Annotated in this window: 19 protein-coding genes; 7 read left to right on the forward strand and 12 right to left on the reverse strand. The window is 38.3% G+C overall.

Annotated elements, in window-relative coordinates; translation table 11 throughout:
- Nucleotides 1–5 precede the first annotated feature (5 nt).
- The 3 genes from ACKGJN_RS01855 to mutY all read right to left on the reverse strand — a co-directional run bounded on the left by ACKGJN_RS01855 (nucleotide 6) and on the right by mutY (nucleotide 3,037).
- Nucleotides 6–1,328, reverse strand: a complete 1,323-nt coding sequence (locus tag ACKGJN_RS01855; RefSeq protein WP_409537718.1) for a gliding motility-associated protein GldE — start codon at nucleotides 1,326–1,328, stop codon at nucleotides 6–8.
- 21 nt (nucleotides 1,329–1,349) lie between these two features.
- A complete protein-coding gene (locus ACKGJN_RS01860) occupies nucleotides 1,350–1,850 on the reverse strand; it encodes a single-stranded DNA-binding protein (RefSeq protein WP_409537719.1) in 501 nt (166 codons plus the stop codon).
- Between the two features lie 116 nt (nucleotides 1,851–1,966).
- A complete protein-coding gene (gene mutY / locus ACKGJN_RS01865) occupies nucleotides 1,967–3,037 on the reverse strand; it encodes an A/G-specific adenine glycosylase (RefSeq protein ID WP_409537720.1) in 1,071 nt (356 codons plus the stop codon).
- Between the two features lie 123 nt (nucleotides 3,038–3,160).
- Here mutY and ACKGJN_RS01870 point away from each other — a divergent pair, with 123 nt between their 5' ends.
- Nucleotides 3,161–3,469 carry an HU family DNA-binding protein gene (locus ACKGJN_RS01870; RefSeq protein ID WP_409538372.1) on the forward strand — a complete coding sequence of 103 codons (309 nt, stop codon included), beginning with the start codon at nucleotides 3,161–3,163 and terminating at the stop codon, nucleotides 3,467–3,469.
- 311 nt (nucleotides 3,470–3,780) lie between these two features.
- Entirely contained in the window at nucleotides 3,781–5,319 is a 1,539-nt protein-coding gene (locus ACKGJN_RS01875; protein WP_409537721.1) for an Rne/Rng family ribonuclease, read from the forward strand.
- Nucleotides 5,320–5,420: 101 nt separating this feature from the next.
- Here ACKGJN_RS01875 and ACKGJN_RS01880 read toward each other — a convergent pair whose 3' ends face one another.
- Nucleotides 5,421–8,750 carry a S41 family peptidase gene (locus ACKGJN_RS01880; RefSeq protein WP_409537722.1) on the reverse strand — a complete coding sequence of 1,110 codons (3,330 nt, stop codon included), beginning with the start codon at nucleotides 8,748–8,750 and terminating at the stop codon, nucleotides 5,421–5,423.
- A gap of 149 nt (nucleotides 8,751–8,899) precedes the next feature.
- Here ACKGJN_RS01880 and ACKGJN_RS01885 point away from each other — a divergent pair, with 149 nt between their 5' ends.
- On the forward strand, nucleotides 8,900–9,382 hold the full coding sequence (locus ACKGJN_RS01885; protein ID WP_409537723.1) for a regulatory protein RecX: 483 nt from the start codon (nucleotides 8,900–8,902) through the stop codon (nucleotides 9,380–9,382).
- Here ACKGJN_RS01885 and ACKGJN_RS01890 read toward each other — a convergent pair.
- From ACKGJN_RS01890 to ACKGJN_RS01910, 5 genes are all read right to left on the reverse strand, one after another.
- Nucleotides 9,372–10,253 carry a cupin-like domain-containing protein gene (locus ACKGJN_RS01890; RefSeq protein ID WP_409537724.1) on the reverse strand — a complete coding sequence of 294 codons (882 nt, stop codon included), beginning with the start codon at nucleotides 10,251–10,253 and terminating at the stop codon, nucleotides 9,372–9,374. The genes ACKGJN_RS01885 and ACKGJN_RS01890 overlap by 11 nt on opposite strands.
- Entirely contained in the window at nucleotides 10,250–11,119 is an 870-nt protein-coding gene (locus ACKGJN_RS01895; RefSeq protein WP_409537725.1) for a cupin-like domain-containing protein, read from the reverse strand. Before ACKGJN_RS01895 ends, ACKGJN_RS01890 begins: the two co-directional genes overlap by 4 nt.
- An 18-nt stretch (nucleotides 11,120–11,137) precedes the next feature.
- On the reverse strand, nucleotides 11,138–12,229 hold the full coding sequence (bioB, locus tag ACKGJN_RS01900; RefSeq protein ID WP_409537727.1) for a biotin synthase BioB: 1,092 nt from the start codon (nucleotides 12,227–12,229) through the stop codon (nucleotides 11,138–11,140).
- 118 nt (nucleotides 12,230–12,347) lie between these two features.
- A complete protein-coding gene (locus ACKGJN_RS01905; protein WP_409537728.1) occupies nucleotides 12,348–13,502 on the reverse strand; it encodes a beta-ketoacyl synthase N-terminal-like domain-containing protein in 1,155 nt (384 codons plus the stop codon).
- A gap of 81 nt (nucleotides 13,503–13,583) precedes the next feature.
- On the reverse strand, nucleotides 13,584–14,177 hold the full coding sequence (locus ACKGJN_RS01910) for an SET domain-containing protein (protein WP_409537729.1): 594 nt from the start codon (nucleotides 14,175–14,177) through the stop codon (nucleotides 13,584–13,586).
- 173 nt (nucleotides 14,178–14,350) lie between these two features.
- Between ACKGJN_RS01910 and ACKGJN_RS01915 the strand changes: the two genes are divergently transcribed.
- Genes ACKGJN_RS01915 through ACKGJN_RS01930 form a run of 4 tightly spaced genes read left to right on the forward strand, consistent with a single transcriptional unit; the run spans nucleotide 14,351 to nucleotide 16,242 of the window.
- Nucleotides 14,351–14,920 (forward strand): DUF2975 domain-containing protein, encoded by a 570-nt coding sequence (locus tag ACKGJN_RS01915; protein WP_409537730.1) that lies wholly within the window; start codon nucleotides 14,351–14,353, stop codon nucleotides 14,918–14,920.
- 13 nt (nucleotides 14,921–14,933) lie between these two features.
- A complete protein-coding gene (locus ACKGJN_RS01920; RefSeq protein WP_409537731.1) occupies nucleotides 14,934–15,470 on the forward strand; it encodes a DUF2975 domain-containing protein in 537 nt (178 codons plus the stop codon).
- A gap of 39 nt (nucleotides 15,471–15,509) precedes the next feature.
- Nucleotides 15,510–16,034, forward strand: a complete 525-nt coding sequence (locus ACKGJN_RS01925) for a DUF2975 domain-containing protein (RefSeq protein ID WP_409537732.1) — start codon at nucleotides 15,510–15,512, stop codon at nucleotides 16,032–16,034.
- Between the two features lies 1 nt (nucleotide 16,035).
- A complete protein-coding gene (locus ACKGJN_RS01930) occupies nucleotides 16,036–16,242 on the forward strand; it encodes a helix-turn-helix domain-containing protein (RefSeq protein ID WP_409537733.1) in 207 nt (68 codons plus the stop codon).
- A gap of 62 nt (nucleotides 16,243–16,304) precedes the next feature.
- On the opposite strand, the gene ACKGJN_RS01935 is transcribed toward ACKGJN_RS01930, so the two are convergent.
- From ACKGJN_RS01935 to glmS, 3 genes are all read right to left on the reverse strand, one after another.
- Nucleotides 16,305–16,586 (reverse strand): FoF1 ATP synthase subunit delta/epsilon, encoded by a 282-nt coding sequence (locus ACKGJN_RS01935; protein ID WP_409537734.1) that lies wholly within the window; start codon nucleotides 16,584–16,586, stop codon nucleotides 16,305–16,307.
- 79 nt (nucleotides 16,587–16,665) lie between these two features.
- Nucleotides 16,666–18,177 carry a F0F1 ATP synthase subunit beta gene (gene atpD, locus ACKGJN_RS01940; protein WP_409537735.1) on the reverse strand — a complete coding sequence of 504 codons (1,512 nt, stop codon included), beginning with the start codon at nucleotides 18,175–18,177 and terminating at the stop codon, nucleotides 16,666–16,668.
- A 230-nt stretch (nucleotides 18,178–18,407) separates the two neighbouring features.
- Nucleotides 18,408–20,255, reverse strand: coding sequence for a glutamine--fructose-6-phosphate transaminase (isomerizing) (glmS, locus tag ACKGJN_RS01945; protein WP_409537736.1), 1,848 nt, complete (start codon nucleotides 20,253–20,255; stop codon nucleotides 18,408–18,410).
- Nucleotides 20,256–20,257: the final 2 nt, after the last annotated feature.

The raw sequence follows: 20,257 nt of genomic DNA on the forward strand, positions 1-20,257 counted from the left end.
TTCGTTTAGACTGGCTCAATACTAAGTTTGATTTGCTTAATACGCTTATCATCAATAACCTCTATGGTAAACTTATAATTGAGGAAGGTGATGATCTCGTTCTTTTTAGGGAAACCTCCGGAGATCTCCAGTAAAAAGCCAGCCAGAGTTTCCGATTCTCCTTTCTTTCCTTCAAAAGCTGATGGATCCTCCAGTTTAATTATCTTGTAAAAATCCTTTAAAGGAGTCTTACCTTCAAAAACAAAATTAGAATCATCCAGTTTTGAGAAGATGAGATCTTCATCGTCAAACTCATCATTTATATCCCCCACGATTTCTTCTATAATATCTTCCAGGGAAATGAGTCCGCTGGTTCCTCCGTATTCATCTACCACAATTGCAAGATGATTTTTTTTAACCTTGAATTCATTCAGCAAATCATCCAGCTTTTTATTTTCCGGAACAAAGTAGGGATCCCTCACCAAGCCCGCCCAGTCAAATTCCTTTTTGTCTATAAAAGGCAAAAGATCCTTTACGTATAAAATGCCGGTTACATTATCGATGTTTTCCTTGTATACAGGAATTCTGGAATACCCGTTTTTAATAATTTCGGGAACTATTTCTTTAAAACTTTGAGTTTCATTTAAGGCGAAAATATCCATCCGGGGTTTCATTACCTGCTTTGTGTCTGTATTTCCAAAGGATACAATTCCTCTTAATATCTTTTGCTCTTCATGGGAAGTTTCTTCTTCCCTTGTAAGCTCCAGCGCCTGTGATAATTGATCTATACTAATATAACTGCGTTGTTTTCCCAATCTCTCATGTATAAAAAGGGTTATGGACCGCATTGGAATGCTTAACGGCGCGAATAAAGTATCCAGCACATTTAGCGGATACGCCATAAAATTTGAGAATTTCACGTTATTCCTGCTAGCATATACCTTCGGAAGGATCTCTCCAAACAATAGTATAAGGAAAGTAACTACCCCAACTTCAATTACAAACTTAAAATCGATCCCAAAAACCAGGGTGTTCATATTTCCGAAGAATTCATCGGTGAGGGAATCAAAAAGCAACACGATGGCAATATTTATGGAATTATTGGCAACGAGAATGGTGGCCAATAATTTTTTAGGTTTTTCGAGCAGCTTAACGACTATTTTTTGTGCATTGCTCCTTTTTCCATTTACCGTAATAAAATTTGATGGTGTGAGAGAGAAAAAAGCCACTTCGGCTCCGGAAATAAGCGCCGAACCAATAAGCAGGACAAAAACAGCAATTATGCCCCCTATTTGTGAGACATCGTAAGATAATAATAATAAGATTAAACTGGGAGGATCCGGATCCAATTGCTATATTTTTAGTTAAACTTAGAATGGAAGATCATCTTCTTCTTCCTTTCCCAAAGGTTGATTTTGATTTGCAAAAGTATCATTTTTTGATTCGGAAACAGTTGTGGGAGAAGCTGAATTTTTTGGAGCCTGAGTTCCGGTAGTTTCTTTAGAAGTTTCCTTTGGAGTTTCTTTTGAAGTTTCTTTTGGTGTTAGAAATGTAAAATCGGTGCATTGAATCTCAACCGAATAGCGTTCCACTCCCTTATCGTCCGTCCATTTTCTGTTTTTCAACCTGCCTTCAATATATACTTTGTCTCCCTTTTTAAGGTATTTCTCACATATTTCTGCAGCTTTATTTCGCACCACTATATTATGCCATTCGGTATTTTCCACCCGCTGGCCTGTAGCTTTATTGGTGTAAACCTCATTGGTTGCCAATGGAAACCTTCCAATGGAATTTCCACCTTCAAAATAATGCATTTTCACATCATCCCCGGTATGCCCTATCAACATTACTTTATTCAGTGTACCTGTCATAATTCAAAGAATTTTATGCCGTGAACTATCACGAACTTATGGATTAATTATTTTTAAAAATAAATAAAATTATCCAGTAAGTAATCAACAAAAGAGGAAATCTATCAATGCAGAAATTATAAATCCCCATCCTGTAAACCATATTCAGGGAAATTATAATCCTGAATAAAATTTGCTATCAAAACCGGAACAGGATACTTTTTGAGATTCGCTACCGAAACAGAACTTTCCGGCAATTTATTTTTCTTTATCAACCAGAAATTGGTGAAAATATGCTGGTGTGAAAGCTTATGTATAATAGGACTGCTATTAAATAAAGTAATTTGCTTTGGATCCCTTCCGGCAAAGTTTATAAATTCCTCTTCCAGAAGTATTTCCTCTTCCTTAAGCCGGGAAGTTGTTTCTACAAGCGGAAATTGATACAAACCTTCCCAAATACCTTTTCCCAAACGCTGTTCGATCAGGGTTGTATTTTCTTCAGAAATAAAAACCAGGTAATTAAAATATCGCTTCTTAACTTTTGCTTTTTTCAGTTTTACGGGGAGCTGACCAATTTTTCCGTTTTTTAAGGCAAGACAACTTCCTGAAAGTGGACAACTTTCACAAAGCGGCAACTGAGGTTTGCATTGCAAGGCTCCAAATTCCATTACCGCCTGATTGTAGGTGCCGGGATCTTCAATGTCCAGCAATTCTGTCGCCAATTGTTTGAATTCTTTTATTCCAGCACTGCTGTTCACAGGGGTTTCAATATCAAAATATCGCGCCAATACCCTGTAAACGTTGCCATCTACCACAGGAACAGCTTCATTGTAACAAATGGAAGCAATAGCGCTGGCCGTATAATCTCCAACTCCTTTCAGGGTAAGTAGCTCTTTATAATCTTCGGGGAAATTTCCATTTAATTGAGTTGCTACAACCTGAGCGGTGGCATGAAGATTCCGTGCGCGGGAATAATAACCAAGGCCCTGCCAAAGCTTCAATACTTTTTCCTGGGAAGCCCCAGCCAACTGAAAAACATCGGGAAATTCTTTTATAAACTTATAATAATAGGGTAGCCCCTGCTCTATTCTTGTTTGCTGAAGCATAATTTCGCTCAACCAAATGTGATAAGGATCGTCTGTTTTTCGCCAGGGCAAATCCCTTTTATTTTCTAAATACCAATTAACCAGTGTTTTATGAAATAGCATCCGTGCCGATGTTTAATTGCAAGTATAAATCTTTATTTGGTTACTATTTAATGAATTAGGATTGAAATATTGGAGATTTAATTCATATATTTGCCCCCTTGAAATTTAGGAACCCCAATTATAATATTAAATAGAAAGAAAATGACGAAAGCAGATATCGTAGCCAAAATCTCCGAGAAATTAGGAATGGAAAAAGGTGATGTTCAGGCAACTGTTGAAACATTTATGGAAGAAGTAAAAACTTCCCTTGAAAGTGGAGATAATGTTTATTTAAGAGGATTCGGTAGTTTTGTAGTCAAAACAAGAGCCGAAAAAACCGGAAGAAACATCTCTAAAAACACCACCATTAAAATACCGGCCCATAATATCCCGGCATTTAAACCAGCAAGAATTTTTGTTGATGGTGTGAAAACAAACGTAGAAGTTAAATAATACCCCCTTTTTAACAAACAGGGAAAAGAATAGAATTATTAATTTAAAAAAACACCAACACTATGCCAAGTGGTAAAAAAAGAAAAAGACATAAGGTAGCAACGCACAAGCGTAAAAAAAGAAGTAGAGCTAACCGCCACAAGAAAAAGTAGTGCTCTCACTACTTTTTTTAGTAAAAGACGTTCTTTGAAATTGAAACCTTCATTAAAAAATGAAATCAAGGTTTCTTCAGGATTAAAAACCCTGTGAAAATTTAATGTTTAATCCATTCCGAAACCCGAATTTTCGGGGCGGGATAAAAATCTAATCTAGTGGATAAAGAATTGATTATTAGAACCAGTTCCTCTGCTGTAGATTTTGCCTTAATAAAAGATGGAAAACTAGTTGAATTACACAAGGAAGAAGACGACAGTAATTTTGCCGTAGGGGATATTTTTATCGCCAAAATACGCAAATCTGTCCCAGGGTTAAATGCCGCATTTGTTAATGTAGGCTATACAAAAGATGGTTTTTTACACTATCATGACCTTGGTCCTCAAGTTTCTTCTTTGCTTAAATTCATAAAACGTGTAAGCACAGGTAAATTAAAAGATTATTCTTTACAGAATTTTACTTTTGAAAAAGATATTGATAAAGATGGCAGCATTGCTGAAATCTTAAAATCAAATCAATCACTTCTGGTACAGGTGATGAAAGAACCAATTTCTACCAAAGGTCCACGGTTAAGCTCTGAGCTTTCCCTGCCGGGCCGATATATAGTTTTGGTCCCTTTCTCCAACAGGATCTCAGTTTCTCAAAAAATTGAGAGTAAAGAGGAGAAGGACAGACTAAAGAGATTGGTAAAAAGCATCAAGCCAAAAGGTTTTGGCGTGATTGTTCGCACCGTAGCAGAAGGAAAAAAAGTAGCAGAACTGGACAAAGACCTTCAAAATTTGTTTGAACGTTGGAAGGTGATGTGTAAAAAAATTTATAAAGCTCCCCACCCTTCAAAGGTGTTAGGTGAATTAAATCGTGCATCTTCTATATTAAGAGATGTTTTCAACGATACATTTACTTCCATTTCTGTAGATGACGAGACGCTTTATATACAAATCAAGGATTATTTGGCAGAAATTGCCCCTAATAAAGAATCAATAGTAAAATTGCATCAAACCAACGTTCCCATATTTGAAAAATTTGGAGTCGAAAGACAGATAAAAACTTCCTTTGGCCGCACGGTATCTATGAGCAAAGGTGCTTACCTTATCATAGAACACACCGAAGCTATGCACGTTATAGACGTGAATAGCGGAAACAGGTCCAACAAAGCGAAGAACCAGGAAGATACTGCCCTGGAAGTTAATCTTATAAGCGCCTCAGAGATCGCCCGTCAATTGCGTTTACGCGATATGGGTGGAATCATCGTGGTAGACTTTATAGATATGAATAAAGCAGAAAACAGAAAAGCGCTGTATGATCATTTAAGGGAAGAAATGAGCGATGATAAAGCAAAGCACAAAATCTTACCCCCGAGTAAATTCGGATTGATTCAAATTACAAGACAACGCGTACGGCCGGAAACGAATATCAAGACCAGAGAGGTAAATCCCGATGGTAGAGGTGAGATTGAGGCACCTATTATAGTGATAGACAAAATTAAAACCGACCTTGAAAGGCTGATCAAGAAAAATCATAAAAAGATCACCTTAAGTGCGCACCCATTTATTGCAGCCTTCTTAACAAGAGGCTTTCCTTCACCCCGCTCACAATGGTTCTTTGACCATAAACGCTGGGTAAAAATATTACCAAGAGACGCTTACACGTACATGGAATATCACTTTCACGACAAAAACGGGGAAGTATTAGAGTAAAATTTATAACATTGAACTAAACGCCTTTCATTCATTTGGAAGGCGTTTTTTTTGTTTTAGAACCAGAAAAAAACCGAAGATCTATCTCCGGTTTTTTTTATTTAATTTCCTCCTTCAGCTTCCTGCTCCCAGCCTTGTGGTCGTTTCCATCTAACCGGTGGTGCGGGTTCTGGTTTTAACTCTATAGGGTTTTCTTTTAGAAGTCTTAATGCTTCCTGAACCGATCGCTCCAGCTGCGGGTCTCTTCCTGCAATAACATCTGCCGGAGTCATATGCACCTCTATATCCGGGGCTACCCCTTCGCCTTCTATAGCCCAGTTTCCTTCAACATCAAAAAATCCACCGCGTGGTGCTACCATTCTGCCTCCATCTACAAAAGCAGGAGTATCCCAGGTGCCTACAAGTCCGCCCCAGGTGCGGGTACCTACCAAGGGTCCTATTTCCATTTCCCGGAATAAGTAAGGCAACAGATCTCCTCCGGAACCGGCTCTCTCGTTAATGATCATCACCTTTGGGCCCCAAATTCCGGCCATAGGGGTTGTAAAAGGTTTATTTCCCTCAACCCTGCTGTTAAAATATCCATGAAGTTCCCTCGCGAGTACTTCCACAATATAATCGGCAGCAGAACCTCCTCCATTATTCCTTTCATCTATGATCGCCCCTTGCTTATTCTGCTGGGCAAAATAATATCGGTTAAAATACTGATAGCCTTGTTGCCCGGTGTTGGGAACATACACATAAGCGAGTTTACCATCAGACATTTCATCAACTTTTCTTCTGTTGTCTTCTATCCAGGCAAAACTCCTCAACTGATATTCATTCTCAACCGGAACAACTGTGATTAGCCTTGCTCCTGCCTTAGAAGGTTTATCATTTACTAAAATATAGGTTTGCCTTCCGGCGGTACCTTCAAAATAAGTATAAAGATTTTGGGAAGCTTCCACTTCTTCTCCATTTACCTCTAAAAGATAATCTCCTTCATTCACATTCAACCCGGAAAGACTCAAAGGAGCCTTCACCTCCGGATTCCAGCTTTCACCATTATATATCCTGCTGAAATAATATCTGTTTGACTTCACCCCGTAATCTGCTCCAAGCAATCCTCCCGGAACTCTTTTTATATCAGGAAAATCGCCACCTGAAGTATAAGAATGCCCAACGGCTACTTCACCTCCCAGTATATCTACCAGGTAATTAAGATCTGACCTGTGACGTACGTGCTCTATCCAGGGCGTATACCATTCCAGTATTTTATCCCAGGGAGCACCGTGAATATTGTCTACATATAAAAAATCTCTTTGATAGCGCCATCCTTCCCTAAATATCTGCTTCCATTCTTCAACAGGGTCGATTTTTAATTTCAGGCTGGAAACCATCAGTTTATTATCTTCAGCTTTTGGAGCTCCATTTCCGGTGGCAATAATTCCCCAGGTACCGCCATTGCGGTAGAGCATATTTTTACGATCATGGGATACAGATGCCTCATTTACTTTAGGAAGAAATGGGATAGCTTTTCGCTCTTCGAGGCTGTACCTGCTCATAGAGAACTCAGGTTCGTTTGGGATGCCTTCCATATAGAACACATAACCCTCCGCGGCGGATAATAAACCGGTATAATTTTTATCTGGATCGCCCAGTACTTCAATCCGGTTTTCTAATCCGTCAAAATCAATTTTTACCTTTGGTACATCCTTTTCAGGTTCTTTTTTACCTGAAGCTTTCTTTTTCTCTTCCTTAGCTTTGACTTCTTCCTCCTCTTTTTGCTCCTTCTCATCGAATAGACGGGGCATAAGAGGTGAAGGTGTATCTTTAGAAAGCACCATCATATAAAGACTTCGGGTGACAGGCCTTTCATAACTGGTCATATCCAGCCAGCCAGTATTTAACCCATAATTTGTTGTGGCAAGAAAATAAAGATACTTTCCGCTTGCATCCCACACAGGAGAAATTGCATCGGCCATGGAATTCGTCAATTGATGGTTTTCACCGGTTTCCACATTATGAACTTTCACCGCCTTGAACATATTATCCATGATGCGAACATAGGCAATCCACTGGCTATCAGGGGACCAAACCGGGTTAAGAGAACGGTTTGGATGAGCATAACCTTCAACATCGGCTTTGGTGATTTGTTCGCTCTTTACATCCATATACCAGAGGTTATAATCTGTATCGGTAAAAGCGATATACTTCCCGTTTGGCGACCATTCCGGTTTAAAGAAGAAAGTTGGACCTGGTATTTTTATACTGCGGATATCTCCTAATCCTTCCTGGCTCCCGATCATAAGCTGATATTCTCCTGAAGCATCCGAAAACCATGCTATTTTGGATCCATCTGGAGACCAAACAGGAAAACGATCTGCCGCCCCGGATGAGTTGGTTATATTTCTCCAGTTGCCTTCTTCTTTTGAAACCGTAAAGATCTCTCCCCGGTATTCAAATAATGCACGTTGTCCAGTAGGACTTAAGGATGCATTTGAAAGTCTTGTGGCTGAAATATCCTCCCATCTTGGCCGGGCCCAGTTAAAATCTCCACGGACATTTATTTCAAGTTGTTCGCTACTTCCATTCGAAGGGTTCAGCAAATGCAGATATCCACCCTGCTCATAAACGATCATTCCAGCACCTGAATCAAGGCTTTTGGTATCAAATTGTTTGTGAAAAGTCAGCTGTTCCAAATTTTCAGAAACAGGATCATAAGACCAGATATTATTTGCATAATCTCTTTCAGAAAGGTAGAAGATTTTTCCGTTAAGCCAAACAGGATCGGTATGTCTCTCATTATCGGTTCTCAAGGTTTGTTTGAGGGAATAATCTTTTATATTCAGGATCCATATTGGCTGCGCCTGTCCGCCGCGATAATTACGCCATTCGGGATCCCAGAAAGATATTGGAGTATAGGCAAGAAATTTACCGTCTTGAGACAATTCTCCTTTGGCAGCCCTAGGAACTTTTAAAGCCACCGGCATACCACCAACGGTTGAGATAGTATACAGTTTTGAAACTGCCGTGGGATATCCTTCCCTTCCGGAAGAAAATAAAACAGACTTCCCATCAGGAGTCCAACCGGTAACTTCATCGGCTCCCGGATGCCAGGTAAGCCTTTTTGGCTGCCCTCCTTCAGCAGGCATAATATAAACATCTACATTTCCATCATACTGCCCGGTAAAAGCAATCCATTTGCCATCGGGTGAAAAATGAGGATTGGTTTCAGCTCCTTCATTTGAAGTGAGACGGCGGGCATTTCCAAGCTTTGTCTCTCCCTTGCGTTGGTCAACTATCCAGAGATCATTTGCATAAACAAAAGCAATATGTTGATCGCTTATAGTTGGCTGTCTCAACAGCCTGCTGCCCTGGGCTGTTGCTGCTATAGTTGAAAAGCCCAAAAAACAACAAAAAAACAATAACCGGGTTTGTAATTTCGATATCATAAAATAAATAGGTTTGGCAATAATAATGAGCAGTAATATAGGAAAAAATTTCCTGTTGAGTAGTTTGAAAAATTTAGCCTTTCTCCTAAAATTATGCTTTCTACGCCAAAGTTTAGCCTACTAAATTCTTTAAATTATCTTTGAATAATATGAAATCAGACCCATCACAAAAATCCTACACCGTAAAAGAGGCCACAATAAAGCTGATGCAGTTTTGTGCTTACAGAGATCGCTCCCAAAAGGAAGTCGAAACAAAACTGCGGGAAATGCGAATGATCCCACAAGCCTGTGAGCAGATTACCATCAAGCTTATGCAGGAAAATTTTTTAAATGAAGAACGCTTTGCCCGTAGTTTTGTTCGGGGAAAATTCAGAATTAAAAAGTGGGGAAGGATCAAGATAAAGCAGGAATTAAAAAAGCGGAATATCTCTGCCCCTCTTATAAAAACAGCCTTTACCGAGATTGATGATTCTGAATATTTCACTACTCTGGAAGAAGTTGCCGCGAAAAAGCTGAATTTAATTAAAGAGGCTAATCCGTATAAAAAGAAGCAAAAACTAGTTTATTACCTGCAACAAAGAGGGTTTGAAATACCTTTGATCCTTCAGGTTACAGAGGACTTTAAATTTTAATATTATTCTTTTTATGAGTATTCACAATGGCCTGTTCATTCTTATAATCTATCCATTTCTGCCCTCTTAACTTACGCATGTAATTATCGAAATACCGCATAAAACCAAGGTTGTAAAGTGCTTTTGAGAAATTGGTGATATTTCTGGATGTTGCCCTTAAACTCATTGAAAATCCAGGAGTTAAATAAGTCATCTGGTGCCAGTATCCTTCCGGCATATAAAGAGTTTCCCCGTGATTTAAATTTGTGATATAGCCTCTTGCTTTTTTAAGTGTTGGAAAATTTTTAAAATCGGGATTAGTAAAATCGATATCCTCGCGCGTTATAAGCGCGTATGGAACTTTATAAAGGAATTTACTCTGGGAAGGAGGAAATAAAATACACTGTTTTTTTCCGTGAAAATGAAAATGCAAAATATTTGCATAGTCAATATCATAATGCATAAAAACCTTTGAATTCTCACCGCCAAAAAACAAGGTTGGAAGCTGTTTTAAAAATCGTAATCCAAGATCCGGAAACTTAAAGTCCTTTTGAAGAGATGGAACTTCCTTGAGTAAATGATATAAAAAAATACGATAATTTGTAGGCTTGGTTTGAAGCAAATCAATATAATCTGCCATTTTCATCTTTAAATGGGCTTCATTAAATTTTAACGCTGCACTTATAGGCCGGTCATCATAAAGAGGTACCGTTTTCTCACCGGCAATTTCTCTGATATAATCAAGGTCCCATTTTTTATATGCAGGCCAGTCTTCAGTTAAATGTTCAATTACAACAGGCTTTTGTTTCCGTACATAATTTTTGACAAAATTTTCCCTGGTTATCGTAGAAACTCTCGGTATTTCAGTTAATTCCATTCCTTCTTTCATCATTCAATTCCGGCATTTTTATGGGTATTTTTTATCGCATAATCATTCTTGTAATCTATCCATCGTTGGCCTTTCAGTCTTCGCATTATATTATCAAAATTCCGTACCAAAATCACATTGCTTAAAACCTCCAGAATTTTTTTCGGAGAAGTAGGTAATGATCTTAAAGTTAGCGATAAACACGGACTTTCATATTTAATAAAATGCCACCATTTACTGGGTATAAACAGTGCTTCCCCGTGTTTTAAACGGACTTCATAGCCTTTGGTTTTTGCCAGAGCAGGATACTTCTCAAAATCGGGATTATCCATGTCTATTATTTCCATGCTCACTATGGAATAAGGAACCTTATAAAGGAATTTTGTTTCCTCCGGCGGAAACAGGATTACCCGCTTTTCACCTGCGAAGTTAAAATGAAAGTTATTCGCGAGATCCATATCGTAATGCATGACCACCTTTCCTCCTTCACCGCCCACAAACAAGACAGGCAATTTTTTAAAAAATCTAACTCCCAAATCGGGATATTTAAAGTCCTTTATAAGCTCAGGGACATTTTGAAGAAGGTTAAAGAAAAACATACGGAGATCTGTTGGACCTGCTTTAAGTATCTCTATATATTCCCGCATTTTGATCTTCATTGCAGGCCCATGACTTTTTTGCTTTCCTGTGGCAGGTTTACTGTCATAAAGTGGAACCACAATATCGCCGGCCTTTTTCTCAAAATAGTCAAAATCCCATTTCTTGGTCGCAGGCCAGTCGGAACTGAGATCCTCAAATACCACTGGACGCTGCGGAATAAAATAGTCTTTCAAAAAAATTTCTTTTGAGATTCCTTTTACCCGCGGAATATCCTGCAGATTGAGTTTCATACTGAAATATATTAAAAATTAAGCCTTGGTTTTGGCTTTTTCCTGGGCCTGAAGATTTTTTTCAATCTTATGCCCTGGTCTTGACCATTTTGGTTTTTCTCCCAAATTCTGGTATTTAGATTCCTGGGCAGAAATGCTTTCCGGCTGAGATTTTTTCTCAAAAGCCTTCTGTGGGTTTAGTCCCAGGGCCTTAAACATTTCCATATCCTCACTAACATCAGGATTTGGGGTAGTCAATAATTTATCTCCTGCAAAGATGGAATTTGCACCGGCAAAAAAGCACATTGCCTGCCCTTCCCTACTCATTTGAGTTCTTCCGGCAGATAACCGCACCTGGGTTTCAGGCATTACAATCCTGGAAGTTGCAACCATTCTAACCATTTCCCAAATGGAAACCGGTTCCTGCTCTTCCATAGGAGTTCCTTCTACCGGAACCAATGCGTTGATTGGCACAGATTCCGGTTGCGGATTTAAAGTAGACAAGGCCACCAGCATTCCCGCTCGGTCACTTATACTCTCACCCATTCCTATTATTCCTCCGCTACAAACAGTAACATTGGTTTTTCTTACATTCCCAATGGTATCAAGCCTGTCCTGATATCCACGTGTAGATATCACTTCTTTGTAATATTCTTCAGAAGAATCCAGATTGTGATTGTAAGCATACAGTCCAGCTTCCGCAAGACGCTGGGCCTGATTTTCGGTAATCATTCCAAGGGTGCAACAAACTTCCATCTCCAGTTTGTTGATGGTTCTCACCATTTCCAAAACCGAATCAAATTCGGCTCCATCCTTTACATTTCTCCAGGCAGCCCCCATACAAACCCTGGAACTCCCAGATGCTTTAGCGCGCAAGGCCTGGGCTTTTACCTGGTTTACGCTCATGAGGTCATTTCCTTCAATATCGGTATGGTAACGTGCCGCTTGTGGGCAATAACCGCAATCTTCCGGACAACCGCCCGTTTTTATAGACAGCAACGTAGAAACCTGTACTGTATTTGGATCGTGATTTTCCCTGTGAACGGTAGCTGCTTCGTAAAGCAACTCCATAAATGGCTTGTTGTAAATCTCCAGAATTTCTTCCTTTGTCCAGTTGTGTTTTATAGTCATGAAATATGATTTGAATCCAAAAATAACGAAAACTCCGCTTTTCTGAATGCTATTAAAATATATTTTTATTATTGTGCTGCAATGCTTTAAAAACCAGACAGCTTTTTGAACAGTTTATTTATGATTTATTCACTAAAACCGAAACTGCATTTCCACCAAAACCAACGGCATTTACGAGTATATTTTTTAACTGCTTTGGTGCTTTTTGAAACACTGAAAAAGGAACTGGAATAAATTCCTGATGTTGTAACATCAGAATCGCAAGTTCCAGACTCAAAATTCCTGAAGCTCCAAAGGTATGGCCAATCTTCCATTTATTGGAAGTAAGTGCCGGATGTTGCTCCCCAAATACTTCCCGTATAGCATTGACCTCGGCCTTATCACCTTTTTGTGTTCCCGGAGCATGCATTACCACGGCATCAATTTCATCTAAGGGAATAGCTCCAATCGCCATTTTCATGGATTTCTGAAAACATTCAGCATTCGCTGAAATAGATACGGAATGTTTTAATTTTTCAGTAGCATATCCAATTCCGCCGATCTTAGCGATACTATTTTCAGGATTCTTCTCCAGGCAAAGCACTCCTGCAGCTTCCCCCAGGGTCATAGAATTTCGCGTTTTTTCCATATCCAAGGCACGACAGGGAAAATCCAGATACTGCGAAGCATAGATCTTCATGGCTTTCATTTGGGCGATGGTAAATGGGGTTAGGGCAGCCTCACTTCCACCCACCAGGAATTTATCAGCCATTCCGGCCTGCAACCAGGCAATTCCATTTAGCACCGCATGCAATCCGGTTGAACAGGTTACACTATGGGAAATTTCTGGTCCCGAACTTTGCAAATCCTGAGCAACCCAGGACGAAATATTTCCAAGAGTGGTAGACGGAGAGGCCAGAATTTCAGCTTTTCCTAAATTTAAAAACGAAGCATGGTATTTTTCAAACAGTTGAGTGGCGCCGCGGGAACTTCCAATATTAATTCCAATGTTTCCTCCGACACTCCATCCGCTTCTTTTTACCGCCTCTCTGGAAGCAAAAACCGCATATAAAACCGATTGATCCAAATTCCTGAAATGAGGTTTAGAGTCCCGGAATTGTGCTAATTCTTCCTTAAGTTCTTTTGGAAGAAAAGCCGCATATCCCGTCATTCCATTAAAATCATGACTGGAAATCAAATGTTTTGGATCTTTATACCGCTCCCAAATTTCTTCAGAAGTTTTCCCAAGGGGAGAAACCGAGGCGATTGAAGTTATATAAACAGGGCTATTCAAGACTTGTAATTTTTAAGCAAAAATAAGCGCTATATAATCTTTAGCTAAACTTTAAGCCAAAAAAATAAATAAGAAGTGATTTCAGGGTGTCGTCTGACTAAAATATAAATTCAAAATTGAATCCATAGGTGTTTTTCCCAGCAGAACAGATTCAATTTTATTCATTATTTCAGTGGGAATTAGTGCTTTTAGAGGTTGCTTTACACTATTAAGATTTTCAAATGCTTCCTCAAGTTTTGAATCCCAATCCTTATGGAAATTAAGCAGATCATCCGGAAATACCTTGGTGCGGGCAGTACCTTCATCTTTAGCATGAAAAGCCTCGGTGACATTAAGGTAACCATAATCATCTGTAAGTTCTTCCCCGGGATGAATGTCGCGCACTGCGATCTCAAAGTCATACGCGGTAGAAAGACAATTGGATTTAAAACTGTGGTTCACATATTTTGAGAGATCCCAGCACATCACATAATTCCCCTTGTTATTCCTAAAGGTATATTTATCGATCATTTGCTGTGATAACAGCTTCATTTTATCGACTTCCTCCTGGGTGAAAATTTGATCCAATTCATCCTGAACCCATGTAATAGTACCTTTTGGGATGAATTTCGTGGCAACAACCCCATAGCCTATTTCATCACTTATAAACTGAATTTCTGTATCCGGGTGTATCATAGCAGGAACCTATTTTATACATCTAATATAGAATAAAATCCAAACCGATTTCATTAATAAAATTATAAATTAACAAGTATCTCAAGAGTTTAATAACCTGTTTTATCAAAAATAAAATTATTGTTTATCGATAAATTAATATATATTTGTTATCGATAAACAATAAAAATATTATGAATAGAAATTCCCTTTTAAACATCGCAAACTTCTTTTGTCAATTCTTTAAATTATCTTTTGGAGTCTCGATAATCATAATAACTATAGTTTTCCTTCATTTCCAATTTGATAGAAACTTCTATGATGAATGGAATTTTGAGAAACCGGGTAATGATTCATTGATACTGATCGAAACAGAATCATTTGTAGGTGAAAAATCCCTTATTGATGAGAAACAGAAACTATCTGGCTGGAATACAGTTTCGTTATATTTTAATTACTTAAAATATACAGCTATTCTTATTTTCCTTTTTCTCTCAATAAATCAGTTCAGAAGGGTTCTGAAATCTGTGAGAAAGCTTGAAACTTTTCATCAAACCAATGTGCAAGCCTTTAAAAAGATTGGTAATTATTGTTTATTGATGGGCGGACTTTCTGTTTTCAGTTATTGGGACTTTGGTAATCACGCAATCAGTTCATTTACTATTTCCTTTAATATTTTATTCGTTGCGTTGATAGCTTTTATTCTCGCTGAGATTTTTAAAGAGGGAAACAATCTGATGGAAGAAAACGAACTAACTGTATAACTAAAAATAACAGATGAAAACAACCAATTCCATTAAGCCTCCAATTCTGCTTAAAACCATTCTGGACATTTTATACATACTGCTCATTATTAGCATAATAAGTTCTTTTATCTTGTTTATACTTAGTGTGATCTTCTCCGAAAAAATTCCGTTTTCCGTAAAGATCAACGAATACGAAATCGAAGAATTTTCAACTGCCATTATCCTCGGAATAAGTTTAGAATTTATCATTTCAGGGATATTTATATACATAATTTATTTGCTTCGGAAAGTAGTGCGCAGCTTTTTTAAGCGGAAATTATTCACCCCAATACAAATTTCCGGATTAAAACTCATTGGGCAATTACTAATTATTGGAAGTCTGGCCGAAATGCTTTTAGACTTTGTAATGAAACTTATTTTAGAAAATAAGGCAGCCGTAGGGATCAATATAGATGGCTCCTTTGACTCACTTTGGTTCCAACTGGCTCTGGGACTCTTCTTTATTTTACTTTCAAAATCCTTCAGCTATGCCGGAAAATTGCAGGAAGAAAACGATCTAACAGTATAATATTTAACAACGTCCGATAAAAACTAATAAAATAACCAGATGAAAACAACCGACACACCTCTTCAACCATTAAAATGGTTCCTAAACTTCATATTTATCGTTGTATTAATGTCCATTGGAATAAATATTATTGGAATTCTTTTTATTCCATTTTTACCTGAATCTAAATTTTGGGCTGATTTATTATTAGTACCTAATTTTAGGTGGGAATTACCGATAATTGGGCTAATTATGGTGTCTATACTTTTAAATATTGGTTTTATCTTTAGCTTATATGTTTTCAAAAAAATAGTAAGCTCGCTATTTAAATCTCCTCTATTTACTGAATTTCAAATTTCAAGCCTGAAGCTTTTGGGTCAATTAATAGTTCTTTTGGTAATTATTAAATCCGTATTCAATATATTCTCTAACATGATTTTTGGAAAAAGTGAAGTGGTTGGTATTCATGTTTTTTCTTTCGATTCCAAAATAATGGCTATTTGTATGGGATTGTTCTTCATTTATCTTAGCTATGTTTTTAGGAAAGCGAAAGGCCTAAAGGAAGAAAACGATCTAACAGTTTAAAATGTCAATAAAAGTAAATTTAGACCAGATGCTGGAAAAGCGAAATATGAAAAGCAATGAACTTGCTGATGCTATTGGTATTACCACCGCCAACTTATCTATATTAAAAACCGGAAAGGCTAAAGCGGTTAGATTTTCGACCCTGGAAGCTATTTGTCAAGTATTGGATTGCCAACCCGGGGATATTTTGGAGTATGTGAAGGAATAAAAAAAACCTGCCAGTGTTTGAAACACTGGCAGGTAATATTAGGAAATTATAAAAATCAGATCTTAATCTGCCAATATAATTGCTTTATTATCTTTCATTTCAAGAACTCCTCCTTTAATAATATAGAACACATTATTTCCTTCCTTTCTAAATTCCGAAGAAAGTTTTTTTAAACCAGCCTGATCTGCACCAAGATTGATCTTAACTTCCCCTTCTACCAAAAGAGAAACAATAGGAGCGTGATGATTCAGCATTTGAAATTCACCATCGATTCCGGGAACTTTAACCGCTTCTACTTCAGCACCAAATACAACGGCTTCCGGAGTAACTATTTCTAAATACATATTACTTTTAGTATTGAGTATTAAGTATTGAGCAACTAGTACCAGAGCTTTTACTCAATACTAACTACTCAATACTATTTTAAGATTCTGCCAACATTTTTTCTCCTGCCTCGATAGCATCTTCAATACTACCTTTAAGGTTAAAAGCGGCTTCCGGAAGGTGATCTAATTTTCCATCCATGATCATATTGAAACCTTTGATTGTTTCTTTAATATCAACCAAAACTCCTTTTAAACCTGTAAACTGTTCTGCCACGTGGAACGGCTGAGATAAGAAACGTTGAACACGTCTTGCACGGGATACGGCAAGTTTATCTTCTTCGGAAAGCTCTTCCATACCAAGAATCGCGATAATATCCTGAAGTTCCTTGTAACGTTGCAACAATTCCTTAACACGTTGCGCACAATCATAATGCTCTGATCCAAGGATCTCGGCGGTAAGAATTCTTGAGGTAGAATCCAGAGGATCTACCGCAGGATAAATACCAAGCTCGGCAATTTTACGTGAAAGTACTGTAGTTGCATCCAGGTGGGCAAAGGTTGTTGCCGGCGCCGGATCGGTTAAATCATCTGCAGGTACATAAACCGCCTGAACCGATGTAATAGATCCGTTTTTGGTAGAAGTAATACGTTCCTGCATAGCTCCCATCTCTGTAGCTAAGGTTGGTTGGTAACCAACCGCAGAAGGCATCCTTCCTAAAAGTGCAGAAACTTCTGACCCTGCCTGTGTGAAACGGAAAATGTTATCTACAAAGAAAAGCACATCTTTTCCCTGTCCTTCTCCTGCTCCATCCCTAAAATATTCTGCTATGGTAAGTCCCGAAAGTGCTACACGTGCACGTGCTCCCGGTGGCTCGTTCATTTGTCCGAAAACAAAGGTTGCTTTAGATTCTTTTAAAGCAGCTTTATCTACTTTAGTAAGATCCCATCCACCTTCTTCCATGGAATGCATAAAATCGTCTCCGTATTTTATAATCCCGGATTCCAACATTTCTCTTAAAAGGTCATTCCCTTCTCTTGTTCTTTCACCAACTCCGGCAAAAACCGAAAGTCCACCGTGTCCTTTTGCAATGTTGTTGATCAATTCCTGGATAAGTACTGTTTTTCCAACACCGGCTCCTCCAAACAATCCAATTTTACCACCTTTTGCATAAGGCTCAATTAGATCAATAACCTTAATTCCGGTAAATAAAACTTCAGTGGAAACAGATAAATCTTCAAATCTTGGTGCATCACGGTGAATTGGCAATCCACTATCACCTGCTTTTGGTAAATTCTCCATTCCATCAATTGCATCTCCAATCACATTGAACAATCGGCCATACACATCTTTTCCTATAGGCATTTGAATTGGTGAACCAGTCGCAACTACTTCCACACCTCGGGCTAACCCATCGGTAGAATCCATCGAAACGGTTCTTACCGTGTTCTCTCCAACATGGGATTGAACTTCAAGAACCAGGATAGATCCATCTTCTCTGGTGATTTCAAGAGAATCGTAAATTTTTGGTAATCCAGAATTTTCTGAATTAAAAGCTACATCCACTACAGGACCAATAATTTGTGCAACCTTACCTATGATTTTAGACATTATCTATTACTTTAATGTTTAATATAATAATTGTTATAATTCTGTTCGACAAATACTTATAAAATTAGAATTCGTCAAAATTTTATTTCAGGCTGCAAAGATAGTTTTTTCCTGATAAAATTCTACAGGCTCTTGCACAACTTTTTTGACTTATACTTTTTTGAAATGCAAGGAGGAAAACATCAGCATTAAATCTTTTAAAGGAAGCCTTCTTGCCAGCTTTTAAAAAATTATTCTACTGTAACCGATTTCGCCAAATTTCTTGGCTGATCTACATTTTTACCCAACATCACAGCGATATGATAAGATAAAAGTTGAAGCGGAATCGTAGTTAATAACGGAGTTAATGACTCGATAGTTTCAGGAATTTCGATGACATAATCTGCCAGCTCCTTTACTGCCTCATCTCCCTCTGTGACAATTCCAATAATTTGTCCCTGCCTTGCCTTTATTTCCTGAACATTACTCACCACTTTTTCATAATGCCCCTTACTGGTAGCAATTACAACTACTGGCATGGATTCATCGATTAAGGCAATAGGCCCATGTTTCATTTCTGCTGCGGGGTAACCTTCTGCGTGGATATAGGAAATTTCCTTAAGTTTTAAAGCTCCTTCCAATGCCACAGGAAAATTATATCCTCTTCCCAAATAAAGGCAATTAGGTGAATTCTTATATTTTTCGGCAATTATTTTTATATGTTCATTTTCTTCCAGCACTTTAGAAATTTTGGCTGGAATTCTCTCCAATTCCTGCAAATGAAATCTAAAAGTTGAATCGGATATTGTACCGCGATGTTTGGCCAATTTTAAAGCCATTAAAGTTAGTACAGTGATTTGAGTGGTAAAAGCTTTGGTAGAAGCTACCCCAATCTCCGGGCCTGCATGCGTATATGCACCGGCGTGAGCTTCTCTGGATATCGATGATCCAACTACATTACATACACCAAAAACAAAAGCTCCTTTCTCTTTGGCAAGTTTTATCGCCGCCATAGTATCTGCGGTTTCCCCACTTTGAGAAATCGCTATAACCACATCATTTTCAGAAATAACTGGATTTCTGTACCGGAATTCAGAAGCATATTCTACTTCCACCGGGATCCGGGCCAAATCTTCAAAAATATATTCTGCAACCAATCCGGCATGCCACGAAGTTCCGCAGGCAACAATAATAATTCTTTTTGCATTGGCGATACGTGCCATATTATCGTCTACCCCTGCCATTCTTATAATCCCTTCATCTACCAGCATTCTTCCGCGGTAGGTATCGGTTATCGCATCTGGTTGTTCGTAGATCTCTTTCAGCATAAAATGATCATACCCGGCTTTTTCTATTTGTTCCAGGTTCATTTGCAACTCCTGGATATAAGGATCTACAAGGGAATCATCATGGATCTTTCTCACCTTTATTTCTTTCCCAAGTCGTACTACGGCCATTTCCCCATCTTCCAGGTAAATTGCATTGCTTGTATATTCTATAAACGGAGAAGCATCTGAGGCTATAAAAAATTCATTTTCACCAATTCCAATTGCCAGGGGACTCCCCAAACGAGCAACAACAAGCTCATTAGGTTTTCTGGTATCAAAAACAGTGATTGCATAAGCTCCTACGGTTTGGTTAAGTGCTATTTGCACCGCCTTCCCAAGTTTCACTTTTTCGTTTTTCATGACATCTTCTATCAGATTTACCAGCACTTCCGTATCTGTATCCGACTGAAAAGTATAGCCTCTTTTTACAAGTTCTTTTTTAAGAGTTGCAAAATTTTCTATTATCCCGTTATGTATTATTACCAAATTCCCTGAATTTGAATAATGGGGATGAGAATTTACATCGTTAGGAACACCGTGAGTTGCCCATCTGGTATGCCCAATCCCTACTTGTCCTTTGGTAGAGGTAGTGCTCTCAAACTTCGCTTTAAGATCGGCAACTTTGCCTTTCGTTTTGCATAGGTTTAGCTGCTCCCCATCGAACAATGCAATTCCTGCGCTATCATAACCTCTGTATTCAAGTCGTTCCAATCCTTTTAACACTATTGGATAAGCATCTCTATATCCAATATATCCTACAATTCCACACATAT

It is taken from the genome of Gillisia xinjiangensis, assembly GCF_046298265.1.
Classification (GTDB): Bacteria; Bacteroidota; Bacteroidia; order Flavobacteriales; family Flavobacteriaceae; genus Gillisia; species Gillisia xinjiangensis.

Coding starts and splice junctions, on each gene's coding strand:
- ACKGJN_RS01860 (WP_409537719.1), bottom strand. CDS start 1,850: ATGACAGGTACACTGAATAAAGTAATGTTGATAGGGCATACCGGGGAT.
- mutY (WP_409537720.1), bottom strand. CDS start 3,037: ATGCTATTTCATAAAACACTGGTTAATTGGTATTTAGAAAATAAAAGG.
- ACKGJN_RS01880 (WP_409537722.1), bottom strand. CDS start 8,750: ATGATATCGAAATTACAAACCCGGTTATTGTTTTTTTGTTGTTTTTTG.
- ACKGJN_RS01885 (WP_409537723.1), top strand. CDS start 8,900: ATGAAATCAGACCCATCACAAAAATCCTACACCGTAAAAGAGGCCACA.
- ACKGJN_RS01890 (WP_409537724.1), bottom strand. CDS start 10,253: ATGATGAAAGAAGGAATGGAATTAACTGAAATACCGAGAGTTTCTACG.
- ACKGJN_RS01895 (WP_409537725.1), bottom strand. CDS start 11,119: ATGAAACTCAATCTGCAGGATATTCCGCGGGTAAAAGGAATCTCAAAA.
- bioB (WP_409537727.1), bottom strand. CDS start 12,229: ATGACTATAAAACACAACTGGACAAAGGAAGAAATTCTGGAGATTTAC.
- ACKGJN_RS01910 (WP_409537729.1), bottom strand. CDS start 14,177: ATGATACACCCGGATACAGAAATTCAGTTTATAAGTGATGAAATAGGC.
- ACKGJN_RS01915 (WP_409537730.1), top strand. CDS start 14,351: ATGAATAGAAATTCCCTTTTAAACATCGCAAACTTCTTTTGTCAATTC.
- ACKGJN_RS01920 (WP_409537731.1), top strand. CDS start 14,934: ATGAAAACAACCAATTCCATTAAGCCTCCAATTCTGCTTAAAACCATT.
- ACKGJN_RS01925 (WP_409537732.1), top strand. CDS start 15,510: ATGAAAACAACCGACACACCTCTTCAACCATTAAAATGGTTCCTAAAC.
- ACKGJN_RS01930 (WP_409537733.1), top strand. CDS start 16,036: ATGTCAATAAAAGTAAATTTAGACCAGATGCTGGAAAAGCGAAATATG.
- ACKGJN_RS01935 (WP_409537734.1), bottom strand. CDS start 16,586: ATGTATTTAGAAATAGTTACTCCGGAAGCCGTTGTATTTGGTGCTGAA.
- atpD (WP_409537735.1), bottom strand. CDS start 18,177: ATGTCTAAAATCATAGGTAAGGTTGCACAAATTATTGGTCCTGTAGTG.
- glmS (WP_409537736.1), bottom strand. CDS start 20,255: ATGTGTGGAATTGTAGGATATATTGGATATAGAGATGCTTATCCAATA.